Raw genomic sequence first — 15,328 nt, 5'->3', positions numbered from 1 at the left:
GCGTTTGGCACGCTGATGGATCAAGGCCGAAGGCATCTTGAAGGCGCTGACGACGACGCCCAACTCATGCCCGCCGACGATGCCCAAAGGGGTCGACGGTCCGGGGCTGACGGCCCGGGTTGCCCGGATACGGGGGCCCAACGACGGATGCTCCGGCGTGCAATGGACCTTGCTGAAGCAGGAGGTTCCCCGATGAACGCGATCGATTTCTCCCCTCTCTTCCGTTCCGCCATCGGCTTCGACCGCTTGGCGCGCCTCATGGAAAGCGCCCGCGCCGCCGCCGACGGCCCGGCCTACCCGCCCTACAACATCGAGCGGACGGCCGAGGACGAGTACACCCTGACCATGGCCATCGCGGGCTTCGGCCCCGAGGACATCGAGATCACCACTCTCGAGAACACGCTGACCGTGGCCGGCCGGGCCAAGGAGGCCGAGGCGAACCGCCGCTACCTGCACCGCGGTATCGCGGGCCGCGCTTTCGAGCGTCGCTTCGTGCTCGCCGACCACATCCAGGTGACCGGCGCCTCGCTGGAGAACGGCTTGCTGCAGCTCTCCCTGAAGCGGGAGGTGCCGGAGGCCAAGAAGCCGCGGCGCATCGCGGTGGGCAACGCGCCCTCGGCGCAGCTCGCGAACGACACGACCGAGGCTGCTGCGGCGGCGTAATGCCGATGGAACGGGGCCCGGGGGAATTCCCTCCGGGCCCTATTCCTTGCGGAAGAAGGCTTCGGCCGCGCCTTTCTGTGCCTGTCGCGCAGCGATCGCCGCCTCGGCACGGGCGATTTCCTGCCGTAGTGCCACGATATGGGCTTCGAGGTCCGAGACCGACCAGCCCTCGAAAGAGGGTGGCACGAAGCCCCGCGCCGGGCGCGGGCGTTCCTCTTCTTCGAAAAGCGCCATTCTGCATTCCCTTCGGCCGTTGACGTCTTCGGGCTTTGACCGGCCCCGTCGCGCCCCTTATACCGCGCCACGACCCACTTCATTCCTATTGACGAGCATCGTCATCGCCAGCCCGATCGGCCGGCCGTGATCTGCTCCAGGGGGGCTTCCCCCCGCGATGAGGTTCGCATGCCGACGCCGCTGATGCCCAAAGCCACCGCCGTGTGGCTGATCGAGAAGACTTCCCTGACCTTCGAGCAGGTGGCCGATTTCGTCGGCATGCACCCGCTGGAAGTGCAGGCGATTGCTGATGGCGAGGTCGCACAGGGCATCGTGGGCTACGATCCGGTGACGAACGGGCAGTTGACGCGGGAGGAGATCGCGCGCTGCGAGGCCGATCCCTCGACCCGGCTGCATCTGCTGGAAACGGCGCTGCCGCCGACCAAGCAGCGCGGCAAGGGCGCCCGCTATACGCCGGTCGCCAAGCGCAACGACCGCCCGGACGGCATCGCCTGGCTGCTGCGCAACTATCCTCATCTGGGTGAAGCGGTGATCGCCAAGCTCCTCGGCACGACCAAGGAGACGATCATCAAGGTGCGGGACCGCACCCATTGGAACAGCGCGAACATCAAGCCGCGCGATCCGGTGATCCTGGGCCTCTGCACCCAGAGCGATCTCAATGCTGCCGTTGCGGCCGCCGGGGAACGCCCGGCGCATCTGCCGCCGCCCTCGGCCGAGGATGACGCCGCCTGAGGCGACCCCTCCCCGGCTTCGGTCGGCGTCTCAGATCAATGAGGCCGGTGTCGCAGACGTTCCATCTCTTCCTTGAGGCGGAGTTTTTCGAGCTTCAACCGGTGCAGTTCGCCCGTATCGGGTGCCGGCCGCTGGCCTTCGTCGGTGATGCGGCGCTCCAGCGCGGCATGGCGGGTTTCCAAGGTGGAGAGTCGAGCCTCTGTGGGCATGCGGCAGGGATCCTCCGTCCTTCCTGACCGGCCCGGGAAATACCGGGCCGCCTCTCGGCGGGTCGCCACACAGGGCCGCGATCGGCCATGCTGGAGGCCCGCGCGAGGTTCATGGTAAGCCGGTGGCCGCTCCGGTTGCACGTGTTTCCCGCAGGAAGTTGATCCGGAGACAGATTGGGCGCCGATGATCGAAGACCGCGATTCCATGCTCCGCCGGCTGCACGAGATGCGGAGTGAACACCGTGATCTCGATACGGTGATCGCACGCATGGAAATGCAGCCGGTGGATCAGATCCAGTTGCAGCGTCTGAAGAAGCGCAAGCTGAAGCTCAAGGACGACATCACGCGCCTGGAAAGCGGGTTGTTGCCGGATATTATTGCGTGATTCAGGCCTCAGGCGCCGGCGCCGGCATCCGCCGGCTTGGCTCGCCGCACTCGCGGCGGGCCGCATTCGCGGCCTCGGGGCATCGGCTTCGCCTCGCCGCCGCTGAAACGGGTGGCGGCCTGCGGCCGCGGGATCAGGACTAGGAATATCGGAATGGACGCTCCGCTGGTCGGCATTATCATGGGCAGCCGATCCGATTACGAGACGATGCGGCATGCCGAGGAAGCGCTGCGCGCCCTCGAAGTGCCCTTCGAATGCCTGGTGGTCTCCGCCCACCGCACGCCGGACCGCATGATCGCCTATGCGAAGGGCGCGGCCGGACGAGGGCTCCGGGTCATCATCGCCGGCGCCGGCGGCGCCGCGCACCTGCCCGGCATGGTCGCCAGCATGACCCGCCTGCCGGTGCTGGGGGTTCCGGTCGAGAGCCACGCGCTGCGCGGGCAGGACAGCCTGCTCTCCATCGTGCAGATGCCGGCCGGCATCCCGGTGGGCACATTGGCGATCGGCAAGGCGGGGGCGACCAATGCCGGCCTGCTGGCGGCCGCCATCCTGGCGACTACCGACCCGGCGCTGGCCGGCCGGCTGGAGGCGCATCGCGCCCGACAGACCGCCTCCGTACCCGAGGCACCGCAGGATCCGACGCCTTGACCCCGCTGCCCCCGAACGCCGTCATCGGCATCCTGGGCGGCGGCCAGCTTGGCCGCATGTCGGCGCTGGCCGCCGCCCGGCTCGGCTATCGCTGCCATGTCTTCGCGCCGGAGCCGGACTCGCCGGGCATGCAGGTCGCGGCGGCGCGAACCGTTGCCGACTATCTCGACGAGGCCGCCCTGGTGCGCTTTGCCGCCACGGTCGATGTCGTCACCTTCGAGTTCGAGAACGTGCCGGCGCGGACGCTGGAGGTGCTGGAGCCCCTCGCCCCCTGCCGGCCGGGGATCAAGGCGCTCGGCATCTGCCAGGACCGGATCGTGGAAAAGCGCTTCCTGGAGGCCGCCGGGGTGCCGGTCGCCCCCTGGCGGCCGGTGGCAAGCCTCGAAGAGTTGCAGGCAGCGGTCGCGGCCCTCGGCTTGCCAGCGGTGCTGAAGACCACCCGGCTTGGCTATGACGGGCGCGGCCAGGCCGTGCTGCGGCAACCAGGGGACCTGGAGCCGGCCTGGCAGCGGCTCGCCCCCCGGCCGCTGATCCTGGAAGGCTTCGTGCCCTTCGCGGCCGAGGTCTCGGCGATCGCGGCGCGCGGCGCCGATGGCGCCGTCGCGGTCTACGACATCGCCGAGAATCGGCACCACCGGCATATCCTGGACCTCAGCTTCGCCCCGGCGCGGGTGCCGGAGGCGGTTGCCGCCGCCGCCCGGACCCATGTGACGCGGGTCGCGGAGGCGCTCGAGCTGGTGGGCGTGGCGGCGCTGGAGCTGTTCCTGCTGCCCGACGGCCGGCTGATCGGCAACGAGATCGCCCCGCGCCCCCACAATTCCGGGCATTGGACAATGGATGCCTGCGCCGCGAGCCAGTTCGATCAGCATATCCGGGCGGTGGCCGGGCTGCCCTTGGCGCCGGCCGAGCGGTGTCACGATGCGGTGATGCGCAACTTGGTCGGGCCCGAGGGCATGGCGCGCTGGCCGGCGCTCACCGGAATGGCCGATGTCGTGCCGCATCTCTATGGCAAGGCGGAAGCCCGGGAAGGCCGCAAAATGGGCCATGCGACGCGGCTTTTACCGCTCGGCGCCCTGGGCGGGATGACGGATGGAACGGCGATCGGGGGTTTGTAGCCCTGCGTTACGCTTCGTCGGGCTCTGTGGCCAAATTGCCAGCACCCCCTGTGTCTTTTCCGCCACAGAGGCCTGGAAACGCCAGGACATAGGCTGACCTTTCCGGCGAAGCAGTGTTAGGGTGCCGTCACGCAGTGCAGGACTCGGTGTGCTCAAGTGAGCGGACGGTTCTCAATGCGAATGAATGCACGTTGAACGTGAGGAGAGAGGGATGAGCCTCAAAAAGGCCCTTCTGGCTGCGACGGTCCTGTCGCTGCCGATTGCTGCCCAGGCCCAGCCGGTTACCGGTATCTATGTCGGTGCCGGCGCCGGTGGAAACTATCTGCATTCCACCAAGGACAACGGCGTCGAGATCAGCACCGATATCGGTTATATCGGCGTGCTGAGCGTCGGCTACGGGTTCGGCAACGGTCTGCGCCTCGAGGTGGAAGGCAGCTTCCGCTCGAACGAGGGCGACCGGGCGGATATCCGTATTCCCGGCCTCACCAGCCGCGCCAACCTGAGCGGCAATGTCCGCTCCTACGGCGCCATGGTGAACGCGATCTACGAGTTCTCGCTCGGCCCGGTGCAGCCCTATGTCGGCGCCGGTGTGGGTTACATCTGGCAGGATGTCGACCTGCGCGGCCGGGGCCCTGGCTCCACGCTGCGTCTGGATGACACCGACGGCGCCTTCGGCTTCCAGGGCATCGCCGGCTTGGCCTTCCCGATCCCCGCGGTTCCGGGCCTGGCGATCACCGCCGAGTACCGGTTCCTGGGCACGACGGGCCACGAGTATCGGGTCGCCGGCTTGCCGGGCAACCGCTACGAGATGGACAACTACAACCACTCGATCCTGGCCGGTATCCGTTACAACTTCGGCCAGGTCGCGGCAGCCGCCCCGGCCCCGGCGCCGGTGCCGCAGGCGACGGCCCGCACCTACCTGGTCTTCTTTGACTGGGATCGTGCGGACCTGACCGACCGTGCCCGCCAGATCATTGCCGAGGCGGCCGCTGCCGCCCCGTCCGTGAACACGACGCGCATCGAAGTGGCCGGCCACGCCGACCGTTCGGGCACGCCGGCCTACAACCAGCGCCTGTCCGAGCGCCGCGCGAACAACGTGGCGGCCGAGCTGGTGCGCCGCGGCATCGCCCGCAACCTGATCGCGATCAGCGCCTTCGGCGAGACCCGCCCGCTGGTGCCGACCGCCGACGGTGTGCGCGAGCCGCAGAACCGCCGCGTCGAGATCGTCCTGCGCTAATCGCGCAGTACGTCTCAGCAGCGAGACTACGAAGGGGCGTCCGGGAAACCGGACGCCCTTTTCGTTGCGCCATCGTTGGGCAGGTCACCAGTTCCTTACCGGTTACGATCCCAAAGCTTCCGGAGCCCTTCAGCTCGCGCTATGGTGCGCTGCGGCGCTTGCCCGACTCCAGGGGCGCCTGCTCATGGTCGGAAGACATAGATGCGTCGTGTCGCGTTCCTTCTTGCAGTCGGCCTGTCCGTGCCGGGCCTCGCCGATGCGCAGGTGCTGCAGCCGAGTGATGCGGTCACCGGGCCCTATGTGGCGGGCGGCCTCGGGCTGAACCTACTGCCTGACACCCGGGCCGCGACCCAGAGCGATGCCGCGCAGCAATTGCGCAACCTCGGCATCTATCAGAACGGCTCCGTGTCCTTCGATCCCGGCTTTGCCGGCGTCCTGAGCCTCGGTTGGGGCTTCGGCAACGGGTTGCGGGCCGAAGTGGAAGGCAATTTCCGCCGCAACGATCTGGAAGGTGCCGGCGGTTTCACCGGTGCCGGCCGCCTGAGCATCGGCGGGCAGCAGGACACCTACGGGGTGATGGCCAATCTGCTGCTCGACCTCGGCAGCTTCGGCCCAGTGGTGCCCTATGTCGGTGCCGGCCTCGGCTACGCGGTGACGGATTGGCGGAACATGCGCCTGACCGGCAGCGCCGCCGGCGTTCGGCTGCACGCCACCGGCACCGATGGACGCTTTGCCTTCCAGGGCATCGCCGGCTTCGCCTTCCCGCTGGATTTCCTGCCAGGCGCCGCGCTCACTGCGGAGTACCGCTTCTTCGGGACCCTCGGCCCGAACCTGCCGATACGGGCGGAGAACGCCGCCACCGGCGCAAGGCTGGCCGGCGGCAGCATCGAGACCGACAACTACAACCACTCCGTACTGCTCGGCATCCGCTATGCCTTCAACGGCGTGCCGCCTGCCCCGCCCCCGGCGCCACCGGCGCCCGCGCCCTCCGCGGTGCGGACCTTCCTCGTCTTTTTCGACTGGGATCGCGCCGACCTGACGGAGCGCGCGCGCCAGATCATCGCCGAAGCCGCGCTGAACGCCCGCCGCGCCGGCGGCAGCACGCGGATCGAGGTCGCCGGCCATGCCGACCGCTCCGGCACGCCGGAATACAATCAGCGGCTGTCGCAGCGCCGTGCGGATCAGGTGGCGGGGGAGTTGGTGCGCAACGGTGTCGACCGCGGCGATATCGCGATCACCGCCTTCGGCGAGACGCGGCCGCTGGTGGCAACCGCCGATGGCGTGCGCGAGCCGCAGAACCGGCGCGTGGAGATCGTACTGCGCTAGGACAGATGCGTTCGCTGCCGCTCACGCACCATGCTCCGGCACTTCGTTTGATCGCGTGATTCAGACTTTCGGCGATTCCGCCTCTGTTATCACGCTCTGATCGCCGACTTCAGCACGCGCACGACAAGGGGGCCTCGCGGCCCCCTTTCTCGTATCAGCGCGCGCGGCGGGCCGGACGGGTTGCGCGCGCCGGGCGCGCCGGTGTCGCCGCACAGGCATCCGGGCTCATGGTCGTCACGATGTTGCGCTCGACCGTGAGCCGGGCGAGCTGGTCACTCGTGCCGCCCATCACCTGCTGGTAGAGCGCGGCATTGTCGCGGCAGAGGAACGCCTCGGAGCGCGCCGCATCCTGATCATGCGCGTTGGCGAGCTCGGTCGAGTACATGTCGAAGCGGCGCACGCCCTGCGCGCCATAGGCGCGGCGGAAATACGTGACCGAGGTGCGGTAGGCGCCGGTCAGCTCGCCGCGGTGACGCTCGACGAAGGTGCGGTAGTTGTCATCCTGGCGGCAGCGGATGGCGACGACCGCCAGATGGCTCTGCAAGGCATGCAGCTCGAGTGCGGTGCGCTCGGCCGGCTGCGCGCAGGTGTCGGCGATGGCGGGCGCGGCGACCGCGAGGGCCGCGGCGCCGGCGAGCAGGATATGGGCGAACTTCATGCGACCCGATCTCTCCGAGGAATGACCGCCGTCTTATACACGCTCCGGCACCGTTCAGGAAGCATGCGGGATTCCGATCGATCCTTTTTGTTACAAGGATTTGGCGCCGCAACCGGCCAAACAGGTAGAGGATGGAATGACCCGATACGCGGCTTTGGTTGATCAGGCCGGCTTCGGGCGCGACAGCCGGGCCAGCCCGGCCAATTGCCGGTCGAGGAAGGCTGCCGTCGCCGCCTGATCCGGATCCTCGTCCTGCAACCAGAAAGCCAAAGTCGCGGCATAGACGGCGCTCAGCGTCGCGCGGCGCGTGTACCAGGAAAAATCGGCGGAGCTGTCGCCCGCGGCATGCCAGATGGCGCTGGCGGTGCGTGCCGCGCCACGGGCGGCGACCGGCAGGTTCCAGGGCAGCGCCAGCCGTGCCAGGGCCCGGCGCACCGCTTCGCGGTGCGGCGCCGCCTGTTCCAGCCGCAGCAGGATGAGGCGGCGGATGCGCGCGGGCGTCCGAAGCGCGGCGATATCCTCCCGCACCGCGGCTTCTTCCATCTCGCGATCGGCGAGGTCGAGCCAGGCCTCGATGGCGCCGATCGGGCCGGTCGGGAACAGCCAGGCCTCGCTCTCGGGGTCCTCGCCGATCGCGCGCAGCCCGGCCTGCAGTGCAATGCGGGTCCAGCCGAGCCTCGGCACCAGCGGCAAGGCGGCGCGAATCGCGGCGTCGCGCTCGGGGCTGCGCTCCACCGTCATCACTCGGCCTCCTGCGCGCGTGCAGCGTCGGCGGCGGCGCGGGCCAATTCCTCGGTAAAGCCGATCCGGCTGAGGTCGGTCATGCGGGACAGATAGAGGATGCCGTCCAGGTGGTCGTTCTCGTGCTGGATCACGCGGGCGCCGAGCCCTTCCGATTCCCCTTCCAGCAGCCGCCCTTCCAGGTCGAAGCCGCGGAAGCGGATGCGGCGGGCCCGCGGCACGGCACCGCGAATTCCGGGAATGGAGAGGCAACCCTCCCAGGCTTCCTCGATCTCCTCCCCCACCGCCGCGACCTCCGGGTTGATGAGCGCGACCGGATTGCCCGCGCCCGAGCGCCAAAGGAAAAGGCGCAAAGGCACATGCACCTGAGGTGCGGCCAGGCCGATGCCACCGGCGTCGTTCATGGTCTCGGCCATGTCGGCGACCAGGCGCCGGATCTCCGGCGCGGTCGGGTCCGGCACAGGGTCGGCGCGCCGGAGCAGCACGGGATGCCCCATGCGGGCGATCTTGAGGAGGGCCATGGCGGCGTCCGGAAGCCTCGGTCACAGTGCTGCTTCGCATGTAGAGCTTGAGAGTCCGCTTGGAAATGGATGCGGGGCGGTCTGTCGGGTCTTTTCCGTGCCTGCCGCGCCGGCCCGCCTCCGCCCCATTCCCCAGCGGACTCCGGAGGGGCTTTGCGCGAGGGCTTCCGGCGCGGCACGGCTTTATGCTAGACACCGCTTTCCCACGATTGAGCGGGCTCCACCTTGGCCAAGGCCGGGCGGACTGCCCGCCCTTTCGCGCTTGTCATTTCACCCGCAAACCGCAAGGAGGTTATGCCGCGTGCAGGTCGTCGTTCGTGACAACAATATCGATCAGGCGCTGAAGGCGCTGAAGAAGAAGCTGCAGCGTGAAGGCGTCTTCCGCGAGATGAAGCTCCGCCGCCACTACGAGAAGCCCTCCGAGCGCCGTGCGCGCGAGGCCGCCGAGGCTGTCCGCCGCGCCCGCAAGGTCGAGCGCAAGCGCCTGGAGCGCGAGGGCTTCTGAAGCCCGCTGCCCCGCGCCCTGGGCGCGGGGGCTGCTGCCACCGGATCCGGTGTTGATGACGCGGCGCGGGGATAGCCCCCGCGGTCCGCGTTTTTGCGTTGGCCGCACCTGGGCCCGGCGGACTTCACATTTCGGAAATACGGCCTGCGCCACAAGGGACTGCCTTACGGCGCGGAGCGCTAATGCCTGACCAGAGCGGCTTTGACGGGCGTGATCCGGCATCGTCAGACATGACGCTCCGGCGGGCCTGGGCGGTAACGTCACCGGCCTCCTTCTCCCTTCCGGCCTGGCTCGGCGAAGGCGCCGCCCGAATCGGCCGCGACGACATCACGGGCCTTGTCGACCGGCGCGGCTTCGGCATGGCGCTGACCGCCGCGGAGGCGCTGGTCGCGCAGCATGCCTGGCCGGGCTATGCCGTGCTGGCGCTCGATCTCGATCGCTTCAAGGCCGTGAATGACCGGCTGGGACACGCGGCAGGGGACCTCCTGCTGCGCGCCGCCGCCAGCCGCATCGCACGCGGCTTGCGCGGCGGCGACCTGGCGGCGCGCATTGGCGGGGACGAGTTCGCCGTGCTGCTGGCATCGCCGGTCACGGACGAGGTCGCCGGGGCCGTCGCATCGCGGCTGATCGACATGCTGGGACATCCCTTCATGCTGGGCGGCCGGACGGCGCTGATCGGCGCCAGCGCCGGCATCGCCCGGAGCGATGCGGCGGAGCAGCACGGCGCCGCGCTGCTGCGGCGGGCCGATCTCGCCCTGGTGCAGGCCAAGGCCGAAGGCCGCGCCCGATGGCGGGCCTTCGATGCCGGGATGCAGAGCCGCGTGGCGGCGCATCGCACGCTTGAGAATGATCTGCGCGACGCCGTGGTCCGTGGCGAGCTACGGCTGCGCTATCGGCCGTGGCATGACGCGGCCGGTACCCTCCGCGGCCAGGAAGCGCTGTTGGGCTGGGAGCGGCCGGGCCATGGGCTGCTGCAGCCGGCCGATTTCCTGCCGCTCGCCGAGGAGGCGGGGCTGGCGGGGCCGATCGGCGCCTGGATGCTTGCCACCGCCTGCCGGGATGCCATGCGCTGGTCCGACACCTCCTTGACGCTCACGGTCCGCGTCACTCAGGCGCAGCTCCTGGGCAGTGCGCTGGTCGCGGACGCGACGCGGGCGCTGCACGCCAGCGGCCTGCCGCCGGAGCGGCTGGAGATCGGCGTCGCCGAGGCCGCGCTGATGCGGGACGCCGACCTGGCCCTGCCGCAATTGCGGGCGCTGCGGGAGGGTCGCGTCCGCGTGGCGCTCTGCGACTTCGGCGCCGGGCATGGCTCCCTGAGGCTGCTCCGCGCCTTTCCGTTCAGCCGGACGACGATCGATAGCGGGCTCGCACAGGCCTTGGCGGGCGATCCGGCCGGCAAGGCGCTGTTGCATGCCCTCACGCTCATGGGCGGCGTCCAGGCCACCGATTGAGGGGTTGGCATGGGGGTTGCTGCCTTCGGGCACCCTGATACGTCAGGGTATCCCGATCGGAGCCTCGCCATGACCCGCACCGTTACCCTGCCTGCCCGGCCCGAGCCGCTCACCGTCGCCGTCGAGGAGACGGCGCTGATCATCGTGGACATGCAGAACGCCTACTGCTCGAAGGGCGGCTATCTCGATCTGGTGGGCTTCGACGTGTCCGGCGCCGCGCCGGTGATCGCGGAGGCGGCGCGCATCGCGGCCGCCTGCCGTGAAGCCGGGGTTCCCGTGATCTATCTCCAGAACGGCTTCGCGCCGGACCAGCGGGAGGTGGGCGGGCCGGCGGCGCCGGTCTGGCACAAGTCGAATGCGCTGAAGTTCATGCGCGCGAACGAGGCCTATGCCGGCAAGCTGATCACCCATGGCACCTGGGATTATGCGATCGTGTCCGAGCTGACGCCGGAGCCGGACGATATCCTGGTGCCGAAATCCCGCTATTCCGGCTTCGCCGGCACGGCGCTGGAGCAGATCCTGCAGGCCCGGCGGATCCGCACCCTGCTGGTCTGCGGGGTCGCCACCAATGTCTGCGTCGAGAGCACCATCCGCGACGCCTACCACCGCGAATTCTTCCCGGTGATGCTGACCGACGCGACCATGGCGGCGGGCCCCGGCGCGCAGGCGGCGACGGAATTCAACGTCGCCACCTTCTTCGGCTGGCTCAGCAGCGGCGCCGAGCTGCGCGCCGCGCTGATGCGCAACAGCCTTGAGCAGATCGACGGAAGGCCGCTCTAAAGAAGAGGGGCGGACCGTCGCCCCTCAGGCGGGTTCGCGGACAGATTCACTCCGTCGGGCGTTCCGCTCTGCGGCGATCTGCTCCGCGCGGGCCTCGTCGCTGCCATCGAGGAAGCGGGCAACCACGCCGGCGACGATCGCGCCCACCAGCGGCGCCACCCAGAACAGCCAGAGCTGCTGCAGCGCCCAACCGCCGACGAAAAGCGCGGGGCCGGTGCTGCGCGCCGGATTCACCGAGGTGTTGGTGACGGGGATGCTGATGAGATGGATCAGCACCAGCGCGAGGCCGATGGCAAGGCCCGCGAAACCCGGAGAGGCACGCACCGAGGTGGAGCCCAGGATCACCAGCAGGAAGAAGAAGGTCAGCACCGCCTCGGTGATGAAACCAGACACCATCGAATAGCCGCCCGGCGAATGCTCCGCGAAGCCGTTGGCGGCGAAGCCCGAGGCGACCAGGTCAAACCCGGCCTTGCCGCCGGCGATGCTGGCCAGCACCGCGGCGCCGGCGATGGCGCCCAGGACCTGCGCCACGATGTAGGGAATGGCCTGCCCGGCCGGGAAGCGGCCGCCCGCCACCAGCCCGACGGTCACCGCGGGGTTGAAATGGCCGCCCGAGATCGGACCGAAAGCATAGGCTCCGGTCACCACCGTGAGGCCGAAGGCCAGTGCGACGCCAGCAAAGCCAATGCCGAGCTGCGGAAAGGCTGCCGCCAGCACCGCGCTGCCGCAGCCGCCAAGAACCAGCCAGAGCGTGCCGAGGAATTCGGCAGTGAGCTTCCGTGACAAAGACGCCTCCGAAAAAATTAACGGAGCGATATAACTGCGGCCTTCCGCGTCGCTGTCGCACAATTCGGCGCGATCTGCGCTTTTTCTTCCAGTTGTGTTGCAACCATTCCTGGTGATGCCCGGAAACTCTACAGTCCAGCGGCAGTGCGCAACCGGGGGTGCAGCCACGAAAAAGGGGGCCGAGGCCCCCTTTTCCTTCATCAGTGCGGCCGGCGCAGGCTCAGCGCTGGAGCGCCTGCACGATCTCCTGTGTCACCTTCTTGGCGTCACCGAACAGCATCATGGTGTTCGGACGGAAGAACAGTTCATTGTCGACGCCGGCATAGCCGCTGGCCATGCCGCGCTTGACGAAGAACACCGTCTTGGCGCGCTCCACGTCCAGGATCGGCATGCCGTAGATCGGGCTCGCCTTGTCGGTCTTCGCCGCCGGGTTGGTCACGTCATTGGCCCCGATCACATAGGCGACGTCGGCTTCGGCGAATTCGGGGTTGATCTCCTCGAGCTCCTTCACCTCGTCATAGGGGACGTTCGCCTCGGCCAGCAGCACGTTCATGTGGCCGGGCATGCGGCCCGCGACCGGGTGGATGGCGTAGGAGACCTCCGCCCCCTCCTTCTTCAGGAGGTCCGCCATCTCGCGCAGCACCTGCTGGGCCTGGGCAACGGCCATGCCGTAGCCGGGCACCACGATGATCTTCTGCGCGTTCTTCATGATGTAGGCGGCATCCTCCGGGCTGCCGGCCTTCACCGGCACGCGATCGCCGGCCGCGGCATCGCCCGCCGCCGCCGTCCCGCCCGTGGTGCCGAAGCCGCCGAGCAGCACGTTGATGATGCTGCGGTTCATGCCCTTGCACATGATGTAGGACAGGATCGCGCCCGAGGCGCCGACCAGCGCGCCGGTCACCACCAGCAGGATATTGCCGACGGTGAAGCCGATGCCCGCCGCCGCCCAGCCGGAATAGCTGTTCAGCATCGAGACGACGACCGGCATGTCGGCGCCGCCGATCGGGATGATCAGCAGGAAGCCGAGTGCGAAGGCGAGCAGCGCGATCAGCCAGAACAGCACGGCGTTGCCGGTCGCGACGAAGGCGATCACCAGCACCAGCAGCAGGATGCCGAGGCCGAGGTTCAGCCAGTGCTGGCCCTGGAACAGGATCGGCGCACCGGACATGCGCCCGTCGAGCTTGGCGAAGGCGATCACCGAGCCCGAGAAGGTCACGGCGCCGATCGCGAGGCCGAGCGACATCTCGACCAGCGATCCGCCATGGATATGGCCGTAGGTGCCGATCCCGAAGCTCTCGGGCGCGTAGAAGGCGGCAGCCGCGACGAAAACCGCGGCCATGCCGACCAGGGAGTGGAAGGCCGCGACGAGCTGGGGCAGCGCCGTCATCTGGATGCGGCTGGCCACGAAGACGCCGATCGAGCCGCCGATCACGAGGCCGGCGATCACCAGCGCGATGCCGCCGCCGCCCATGCCGGGATGCAGCAGCGTCGCCAGGATGGCGATTGCCATGCCGATCATGCCGAAGACATTGCCGCGGCGGGAGGTCTCGGGGTGGCTCAGCCCGCGCAGCGCCAGGATGAAGAGGACCGAGGCGACGAGGTAGGCGAGCGTCGAAAGCGTGGTCGCCATGGCGCGTCAGCCCTTCTTCCGGAACATCGCGAGCATGCGGCGGGTGACCGTGAAGCCGCCGAAGATGTTCACCGAGGCGAGGGTGACCGCCAGGAAGCCAAAGATCTTGGCGGCGATGCCGTCGGAGAGGCCGGTCGCGAGGATCGCGCCCACCACGATGACGGAGGAGATCGCGTTGGTGACGCCCATCAGCGGCGAATGCAGCGCGGGCGTCACGCTCCACACCACGTAGTAGCCGACGAAGCAGGCCATCAGGAAGATGGTCAGCAGATAGAGGAAGGGCTCGGCGGCCGCGGCGATCGGGGCCGCCGCCTCGGCGGCGCGGCGCGCCGCTTCGGCGAGATCGAGCGCGCGGTTGGCCGCCGCCGTCGCCTGGTTGGCGAGGTCAGTCGCGTTCATTCTTGATCTCCCTCAGGCCGCCGCGGCGGGCGCGAATTGCGGGTGCACGACGGCGCCGGCGCGGGTCAGCGCGGTGCCCTTCACGATGTCGTCCTCGGGCGAAAGCTTCGGCGCCTGCGCCTCCTTGTCCCAGAAGGTGGTCAGGAACGTGAGCAGGTTGCGCGCATAGAGTGCCGAGGCCGCCGCCGGAATCCGCCCCGGCCAATTGCGGTAGCCGAGGACGGTCACGCCATTCGCCGTGATCACCGCATCGCCCGGCACGGTCGCCGCGACATTGCCGCCGGCATCGGACGCGATGTCCACGATCACGCTGCCGGGCTTCATGGAGGCGACCATCTCCGCCGTCACCAGGGTCGGTGCGCGGCGGCCTTGCACCAGCGCGGTGGTGACGACGACGTCCTGCTTGGCGATATGGGTTGCCACCACCTCGGCCTGCTTGGCGTAGAAAGCGGGCGAGAGCTGTTTGGCGTAGCCGCCGGCGGTCTGAGCAGCGCGGCTCTCCTCATCCTCGTAGCCGACGAAGCTGGCGCCGAGGGACTTGATCTCCTCCTTCGCGGCGGGGCGCACATCGGTGGCGCTGACCCGGCCGCCGAGGCGGCGCGCGGTCGCGATCGCCTGCAGCCCGGCGACGCCGGCGCCCATGATAAAGACATTCGCCGCCGGGATGGTGCCGGCCGCGGTCATCAGCATCGGGAAGCCGCGGTCGAAGGTCGTCGCCGCCTCGACCACCGCGCGGTAGCCGGCGAGGTTCGCCTGGGAGGAGAGCACGTCCATCGACTGCGCGCGGGTGATACGCGGCAACAGCTCCATCGCATGCGCCTCGATGCCGCGCTCGGCATAGGCCGCCGCGGCGGCGGCATCGGCGCCGAGGGTACCGATCAGGATGGCCCCGCGCGGGATCAGGGACAGCTCATCGACCTCCCCTTCCCCGGCGCCGAGGGGTGCGCGCACCTTCAGCACGATGCCGGCGCCGGCGAGCGCCGCGGCGGCATCGGGCGCGATCTCCGCTCCCGCTTCGGCATAGGCGGCATCGATGAAGCCGGAGGTGCGGCCGGCGCCGGCCTCCACCGCAACCGTGGTGCCGAGGCCGATGAGCTTCTTCACCGTCTCCGGCGTCGCGGCGACGCGGGTCTCGCCCGCCCGCCGCTCCTTGAGCACCGCAACCCGCATCCGACATCACCCCCTGGCTAGGGAACCTTGTTACGCGAAGCCGGGGTGGCACCAAGCACAAGGGCCGTCCGGCGGCAAGCGCGGAGGCGTGACCCCGGCGCGCGGCGCCAGGACCGAGCCGCCTGTCGACACCGAAGC

The 15,328-nt window shown here is 69.3% G+C and carries 19 protein-coding genes; 10 read left to right on the top strand and 9 right to left on the bottom strand.

Annotated features, from left to right (window positions below; translation table 11 throughout):
- The first annotated feature begins 192 nt into the window (after window positions 1-192).
- Window positions 193-663, top strand: coding sequence for an Hsp20 family protein (locus tag GXW71_RS07495; RefSeq protein WP_211851799.1), 471 nt, complete (start codon window positions 193-195; stop codon window positions 661-663).
- Window positions 664-702: 39 nt separating this feature from the next.
- Here GXW71_RS07495 and GXW71_RS07490 read toward each other — a convergent pair whose 3' ends face one another.
- Window positions 703-897: a DUF1192 family protein gene (locus tag GXW71_RS07490; RefSeq protein ID WP_211851798.1), complete on the bottom strand. Its 195-nt coding sequence runs from the start codon at window positions 895-897 to the stop codon at window positions 703-705.
- 168 nt (window positions 898-1,065) lie between these two features.
- Between GXW71_RS07490 and GXW71_RS07485 the strand changes: the two genes are divergently transcribed.
- Entirely contained in the window at window positions 1,066-1,629 is a 564-nt protein-coding gene (locus GXW71_RS07485) for a DUF1013 domain-containing protein (RefSeq protein WP_211851797.1), read from the top strand.
- 35 nt (window positions 1,630-1,664) lie between these two features.
- On the opposite strand, the gene GXW71_RS07480 is transcribed toward GXW71_RS07485, so the two are convergent.
- Window positions 1,665-1,838 (bottom strand): YdcH family protein, encoded by a 174-nt coding sequence (locus tag GXW71_RS07480; protein WP_211851796.1) that lies wholly within the window; start codon window positions 1,836-1,838, stop codon window positions 1,665-1,667.
- Window positions 1,839-2,022: 184 nt separating this feature from the next.
- On the opposite strand from GXW71_RS07480, the gene GXW71_RS07475 reads away from it, so the two are divergent.
- The 5 genes from GXW71_RS07475 to GXW71_RS07455 all read left to right on the top strand — a co-directional run bounded on the left by GXW71_RS07475 (window position 2,023) and on the right by GXW71_RS07455 (window position 6,549).
- On the top strand, window positions 2,023-2,223 hold the full coding sequence (locus GXW71_RS07475) for a YdcH family protein (protein WP_211851795.1): 201 nt from the start codon (window positions 2,023-2,025) through the stop codon (window positions 2,221-2,223).
- A 153-nt stretch (window positions 2,224-2,376) separates the two neighbouring features.
- The gene (purE, locus tag GXW71_RS07470) at window positions 2,377-2,871 is read left to right on the top strand and encodes a 5-(carboxyamino)imidazole ribonucleotide mutase (RefSeq protein ID WP_211851794.1); all 495 of its coding nucleotides are present in this window, start codon (window positions 2,377-2,379) and stop codon (window positions 2,869-2,871) included.
- On the top strand, window positions 2,868-3,986 hold the full coding sequence (locus GXW71_RS07465) for a 5-(carboxyamino)imidazole ribonucleotide synthase (RefSeq protein WP_211851793.1): 1,119 nt from the start codon (window positions 2,868-2,870) through the stop codon (window positions 3,984-3,986). Before purE ends, GXW71_RS07465 begins: the two co-directional genes overlap by 4 nt.
- A gap of 211 nt (window positions 3,987-4,197) precedes the next feature.
- The gene (locus tag GXW71_RS07460; protein WP_211851792.1) at window positions 4,198-5,223 is read left to right on the top strand and encodes an OmpA family protein; all 1,026 of its coding nucleotides are present in this window, start codon (window positions 4,198-4,200) and stop codon (window positions 5,221-5,223) included.
- Between the two features lie 201 nt (window positions 5,224-5,424).
- The gene (locus GXW71_RS07455) at window positions 5,425-6,549 is read left to right on the top strand and encodes an OmpA family protein (protein ID WP_211851791.1); all 1,125 of its coding nucleotides are present in this window, start codon (window positions 5,425-5,427) and stop codon (window positions 6,547-6,549) included.
- Window positions 6,550-6,703: 154 nt separating this feature from the next.
- Here the strand turns inward: GXW71_RS07455 and GXW71_RS07450 are convergent, their stop codons facing one another.
- From GXW71_RS07450 to def, 3 genes are all read right to left on the bottom strand, one after another.
- A complete protein-coding gene (locus GXW71_RS07450; RefSeq protein ID WP_211851790.1) occupies window positions 6,704-7,207 on the bottom strand; it encodes a hypothetical protein in 504 nt (167 codons plus the stop codon).
- 162 nt (window positions 7,208-7,369) lie between these two features.
- Window positions 7,370-7,948, bottom strand: a complete 579-nt coding sequence (locus tag GXW71_RS07445; protein WP_211851789.1) for a COQ9 family protein — start codon at window positions 7,946-7,948, stop codon at window positions 7,370-7,372.
- Window positions 7,948-8,469: a peptide deformylase gene (gene def / locus GXW71_RS07440; protein WP_211851788.1), complete on the bottom strand. Its 522-nt coding sequence runs from the start codon at window positions 8,467-8,469 to the stop codon at window positions 7,948-7,950. The genes GXW71_RS07445 and def overlap by 1 nt, the downstream gene beginning before the upstream one ends.
- Window positions 8,470-8,770: 301 nt before the next feature.
- On the opposite strand from def, the gene rpsU reads away from it, so the two are divergent.
- The 3 genes from rpsU to GXW71_RS07425 all read left to right on the top strand — a co-directional run bounded on the left by rpsU (window position 8,771) and on the right by GXW71_RS07425 (window position 11,205).
- The gene (gene rpsU / locus GXW71_RS07435) at window positions 8,771-8,974 is read left to right on the top strand and encodes a 30S ribosomal protein S21 (RefSeq protein WP_007006360.1); all 204 of its coding nucleotides are present in this window, start codon (window positions 8,771-8,773) and stop codon (window positions 8,972-8,974) included.
- 230 nt (window positions 8,975-9,204) lie between these two features.
- Window positions 9,205-10,425 carry a putative bifunctional diguanylate cyclase/phosphodiesterase gene (locus GXW71_RS07430; protein WP_211851787.1) on the top strand — a complete coding sequence of 407 codons (1,221 nt, stop codon included), beginning with the start codon at window positions 9,205-9,207 and terminating at the stop codon, window positions 10,423-10,425.
- 69 nt (window positions 10,426-10,494) lie between these two features.
- Window positions 10,495-11,205, top strand: a complete 711-nt coding sequence (locus GXW71_RS07425) for an isochorismatase family protein (protein WP_211851786.1) — start codon at window positions 10,495-10,497, stop codon at window positions 11,203-11,205.
- A 24-nt stretch (window positions 11,206-11,229) separates the two neighbouring features.
- Here GXW71_RS07425 and aqpZ read toward each other — a convergent pair whose 3' ends face one another.
- From aqpZ to GXW71_RS07405, 4 genes are all read right to left on the bottom strand, one after another.
- Window positions 11,230-11,991, bottom strand: a complete 762-nt coding sequence (gene aqpZ / locus GXW71_RS07420) for an aquaporin Z (protein ID WP_246526376.1) — start codon at window positions 11,989-11,991, stop codon at window positions 11,230-11,232.
- A 220-nt stretch (window positions 11,992-12,211) separates the two neighbouring features.
- Window positions 12,212-13,621, bottom strand: coding sequence for an NAD(P)(+) transhydrogenase (Re/Si-specific) subunit beta (locus GXW71_RS07415; protein WP_211851784.1), 1,410 nt, complete (start codon window positions 13,619-13,621; stop codon window positions 12,212-12,214).
- 6 nt (window positions 13,622-13,627) lie between these two features.
- The gene (locus GXW71_RS07410) at window positions 13,628-14,020 is read right to left on the bottom strand and encodes a proton-translocating transhydrogenase family protein (RefSeq protein ID WP_211851783.1); all 393 of its coding nucleotides are present in this window, start codon (window positions 14,018-14,020) and stop codon (window positions 13,628-13,630) included.
- Window positions 14,021-14,032: 12 nt separating this feature from the next.
- On the bottom strand, window positions 14,033-15,190 hold the full coding sequence (locus GXW71_RS07405; protein ID WP_211851782.1) for a Re/Si-specific NAD(P)(+) transhydrogenase subunit alpha: 1,158 nt from the start codon (window positions 15,188-15,190) through the stop codon (window positions 14,033-14,035).
- Window positions 15,191-15,328 lie beyond the last annotated feature (138 nt).

Source organism: Plastoroseomonas hellenica, from assembly GCF_018129085.1.
Lineage (GTDB): Bacteria > Pseudomonadota > Alphaproteobacteria > Acetobacterales > Acetobacteraceae > Plastoroseomonas > Plastoroseomonas hellenica.
This window is presented reverse-complemented; position numbering and strand designations above follow the sequence as displayed.

Bases quoted from the DNA above. Each gene is read 5' to 3' on its own strand.
- GXW71_RS07495 (WP_211851799.1), top strand. From the start codon at position 193: ATGAACGCGATCGATTTCTCCCCTCTCTTCCGTTCCGCCATCGGCTTC.
- GXW71_RS07490 (WP_211851798.1), bottom strand. From the start codon at position 897: ATGGCGCTTTTCGAAGAAGAGGAACGCCCGCGCCCGGCGCGGGGCTTC.
- GXW71_RS07485 (WP_211851797.1), top strand. From the start codon at position 1,066: ATGCCGACGCCGCTGATGCCCAAAGCCACCGCCGTGTGGCTGATCGAG.
- GXW71_RS07480 (WP_211851796.1), bottom strand. From the start codon at position 1,838: ATGCCCACAGAGGCTCGACTCTCCACCTTGGAAACCCGCCATGCCGCG.
- GXW71_RS07475 (WP_211851795.1), top strand. From the start codon at position 2,023: ATGATCGAAGACCGCGATTCCATGCTCCGCCGGCTGCACGAGATGCGG.
- purE (WP_211851794.1), top strand. From the start codon at position 2,377: ATGGACGCTCCGCTGGTCGGCATTATCATGGGCAGCCGATCCGATTAC.
- GXW71_RS07460 (WP_211851792.1), top strand. From the start codon at position 4,198: ATGAGCCTCAAAAAGGCCCTTCTGGCTGCGACGGTCCTGTCGCTGCCG.
- GXW71_RS07455 (WP_211851791.1), top strand. From the start codon at position 5,425: ATGCGTCGTGTCGCGTTCCTTCTTGCAGTCGGCCTGTCCGTGCCGGGC.
- GXW71_RS07450 (WP_211851790.1), bottom strand. From the start codon at position 7,207: ATGAAGTTCGCCCATATCCTGCTCGCCGGCGCCGCGGCCCTCGCGGTC.
- GXW71_RS07445 (WP_211851789.1), bottom strand. From the start codon at position 7,948: ATGACGGTGGAGCGCAGCCCCGAGCGCGACGCCGCGATTCGCGCCGCC.
- def (WP_211851788.1), bottom strand. From the start codon at position 8,469: ATGGCCCTCCTCAAGATCGCCCGCATGGGGCATCCCGTGCTGCTCCGG.
- GXW71_RS07430 (WP_211851787.1), top strand. From the start codon at position 9,205: ATGACGCTCCGGCGGGCCTGGGCGGTAACGTCACCGGCCTCCTTCTCC.
- GXW71_RS07425 (WP_211851786.1), top strand. From the start codon at position 10,495: ATGACCCGCACCGTTACCCTGCCTGCCCGGCCCGAGCCGCTCACCGTC.
- GXW71_RS07415 (WP_211851784.1), bottom strand. From the start codon at position 13,621: ATGGCGACCACGCTTTCGACGCTCGCCTACCTCGTCGCCTCGGTCCTC.
- GXW71_RS07410 (WP_211851783.1), bottom strand. From the start codon at position 14,020: ATGAACGCGACTGACCTCGCCAACCAGGCGACGGCGGCGGCCAACCGC.
- GXW71_RS07405 (WP_211851782.1), bottom strand. From the start codon at position 15,190: ATGCGGGTTGCGGTGCTCAAGGAGCGGCGGGCGGGCGAGACCCGCGTC.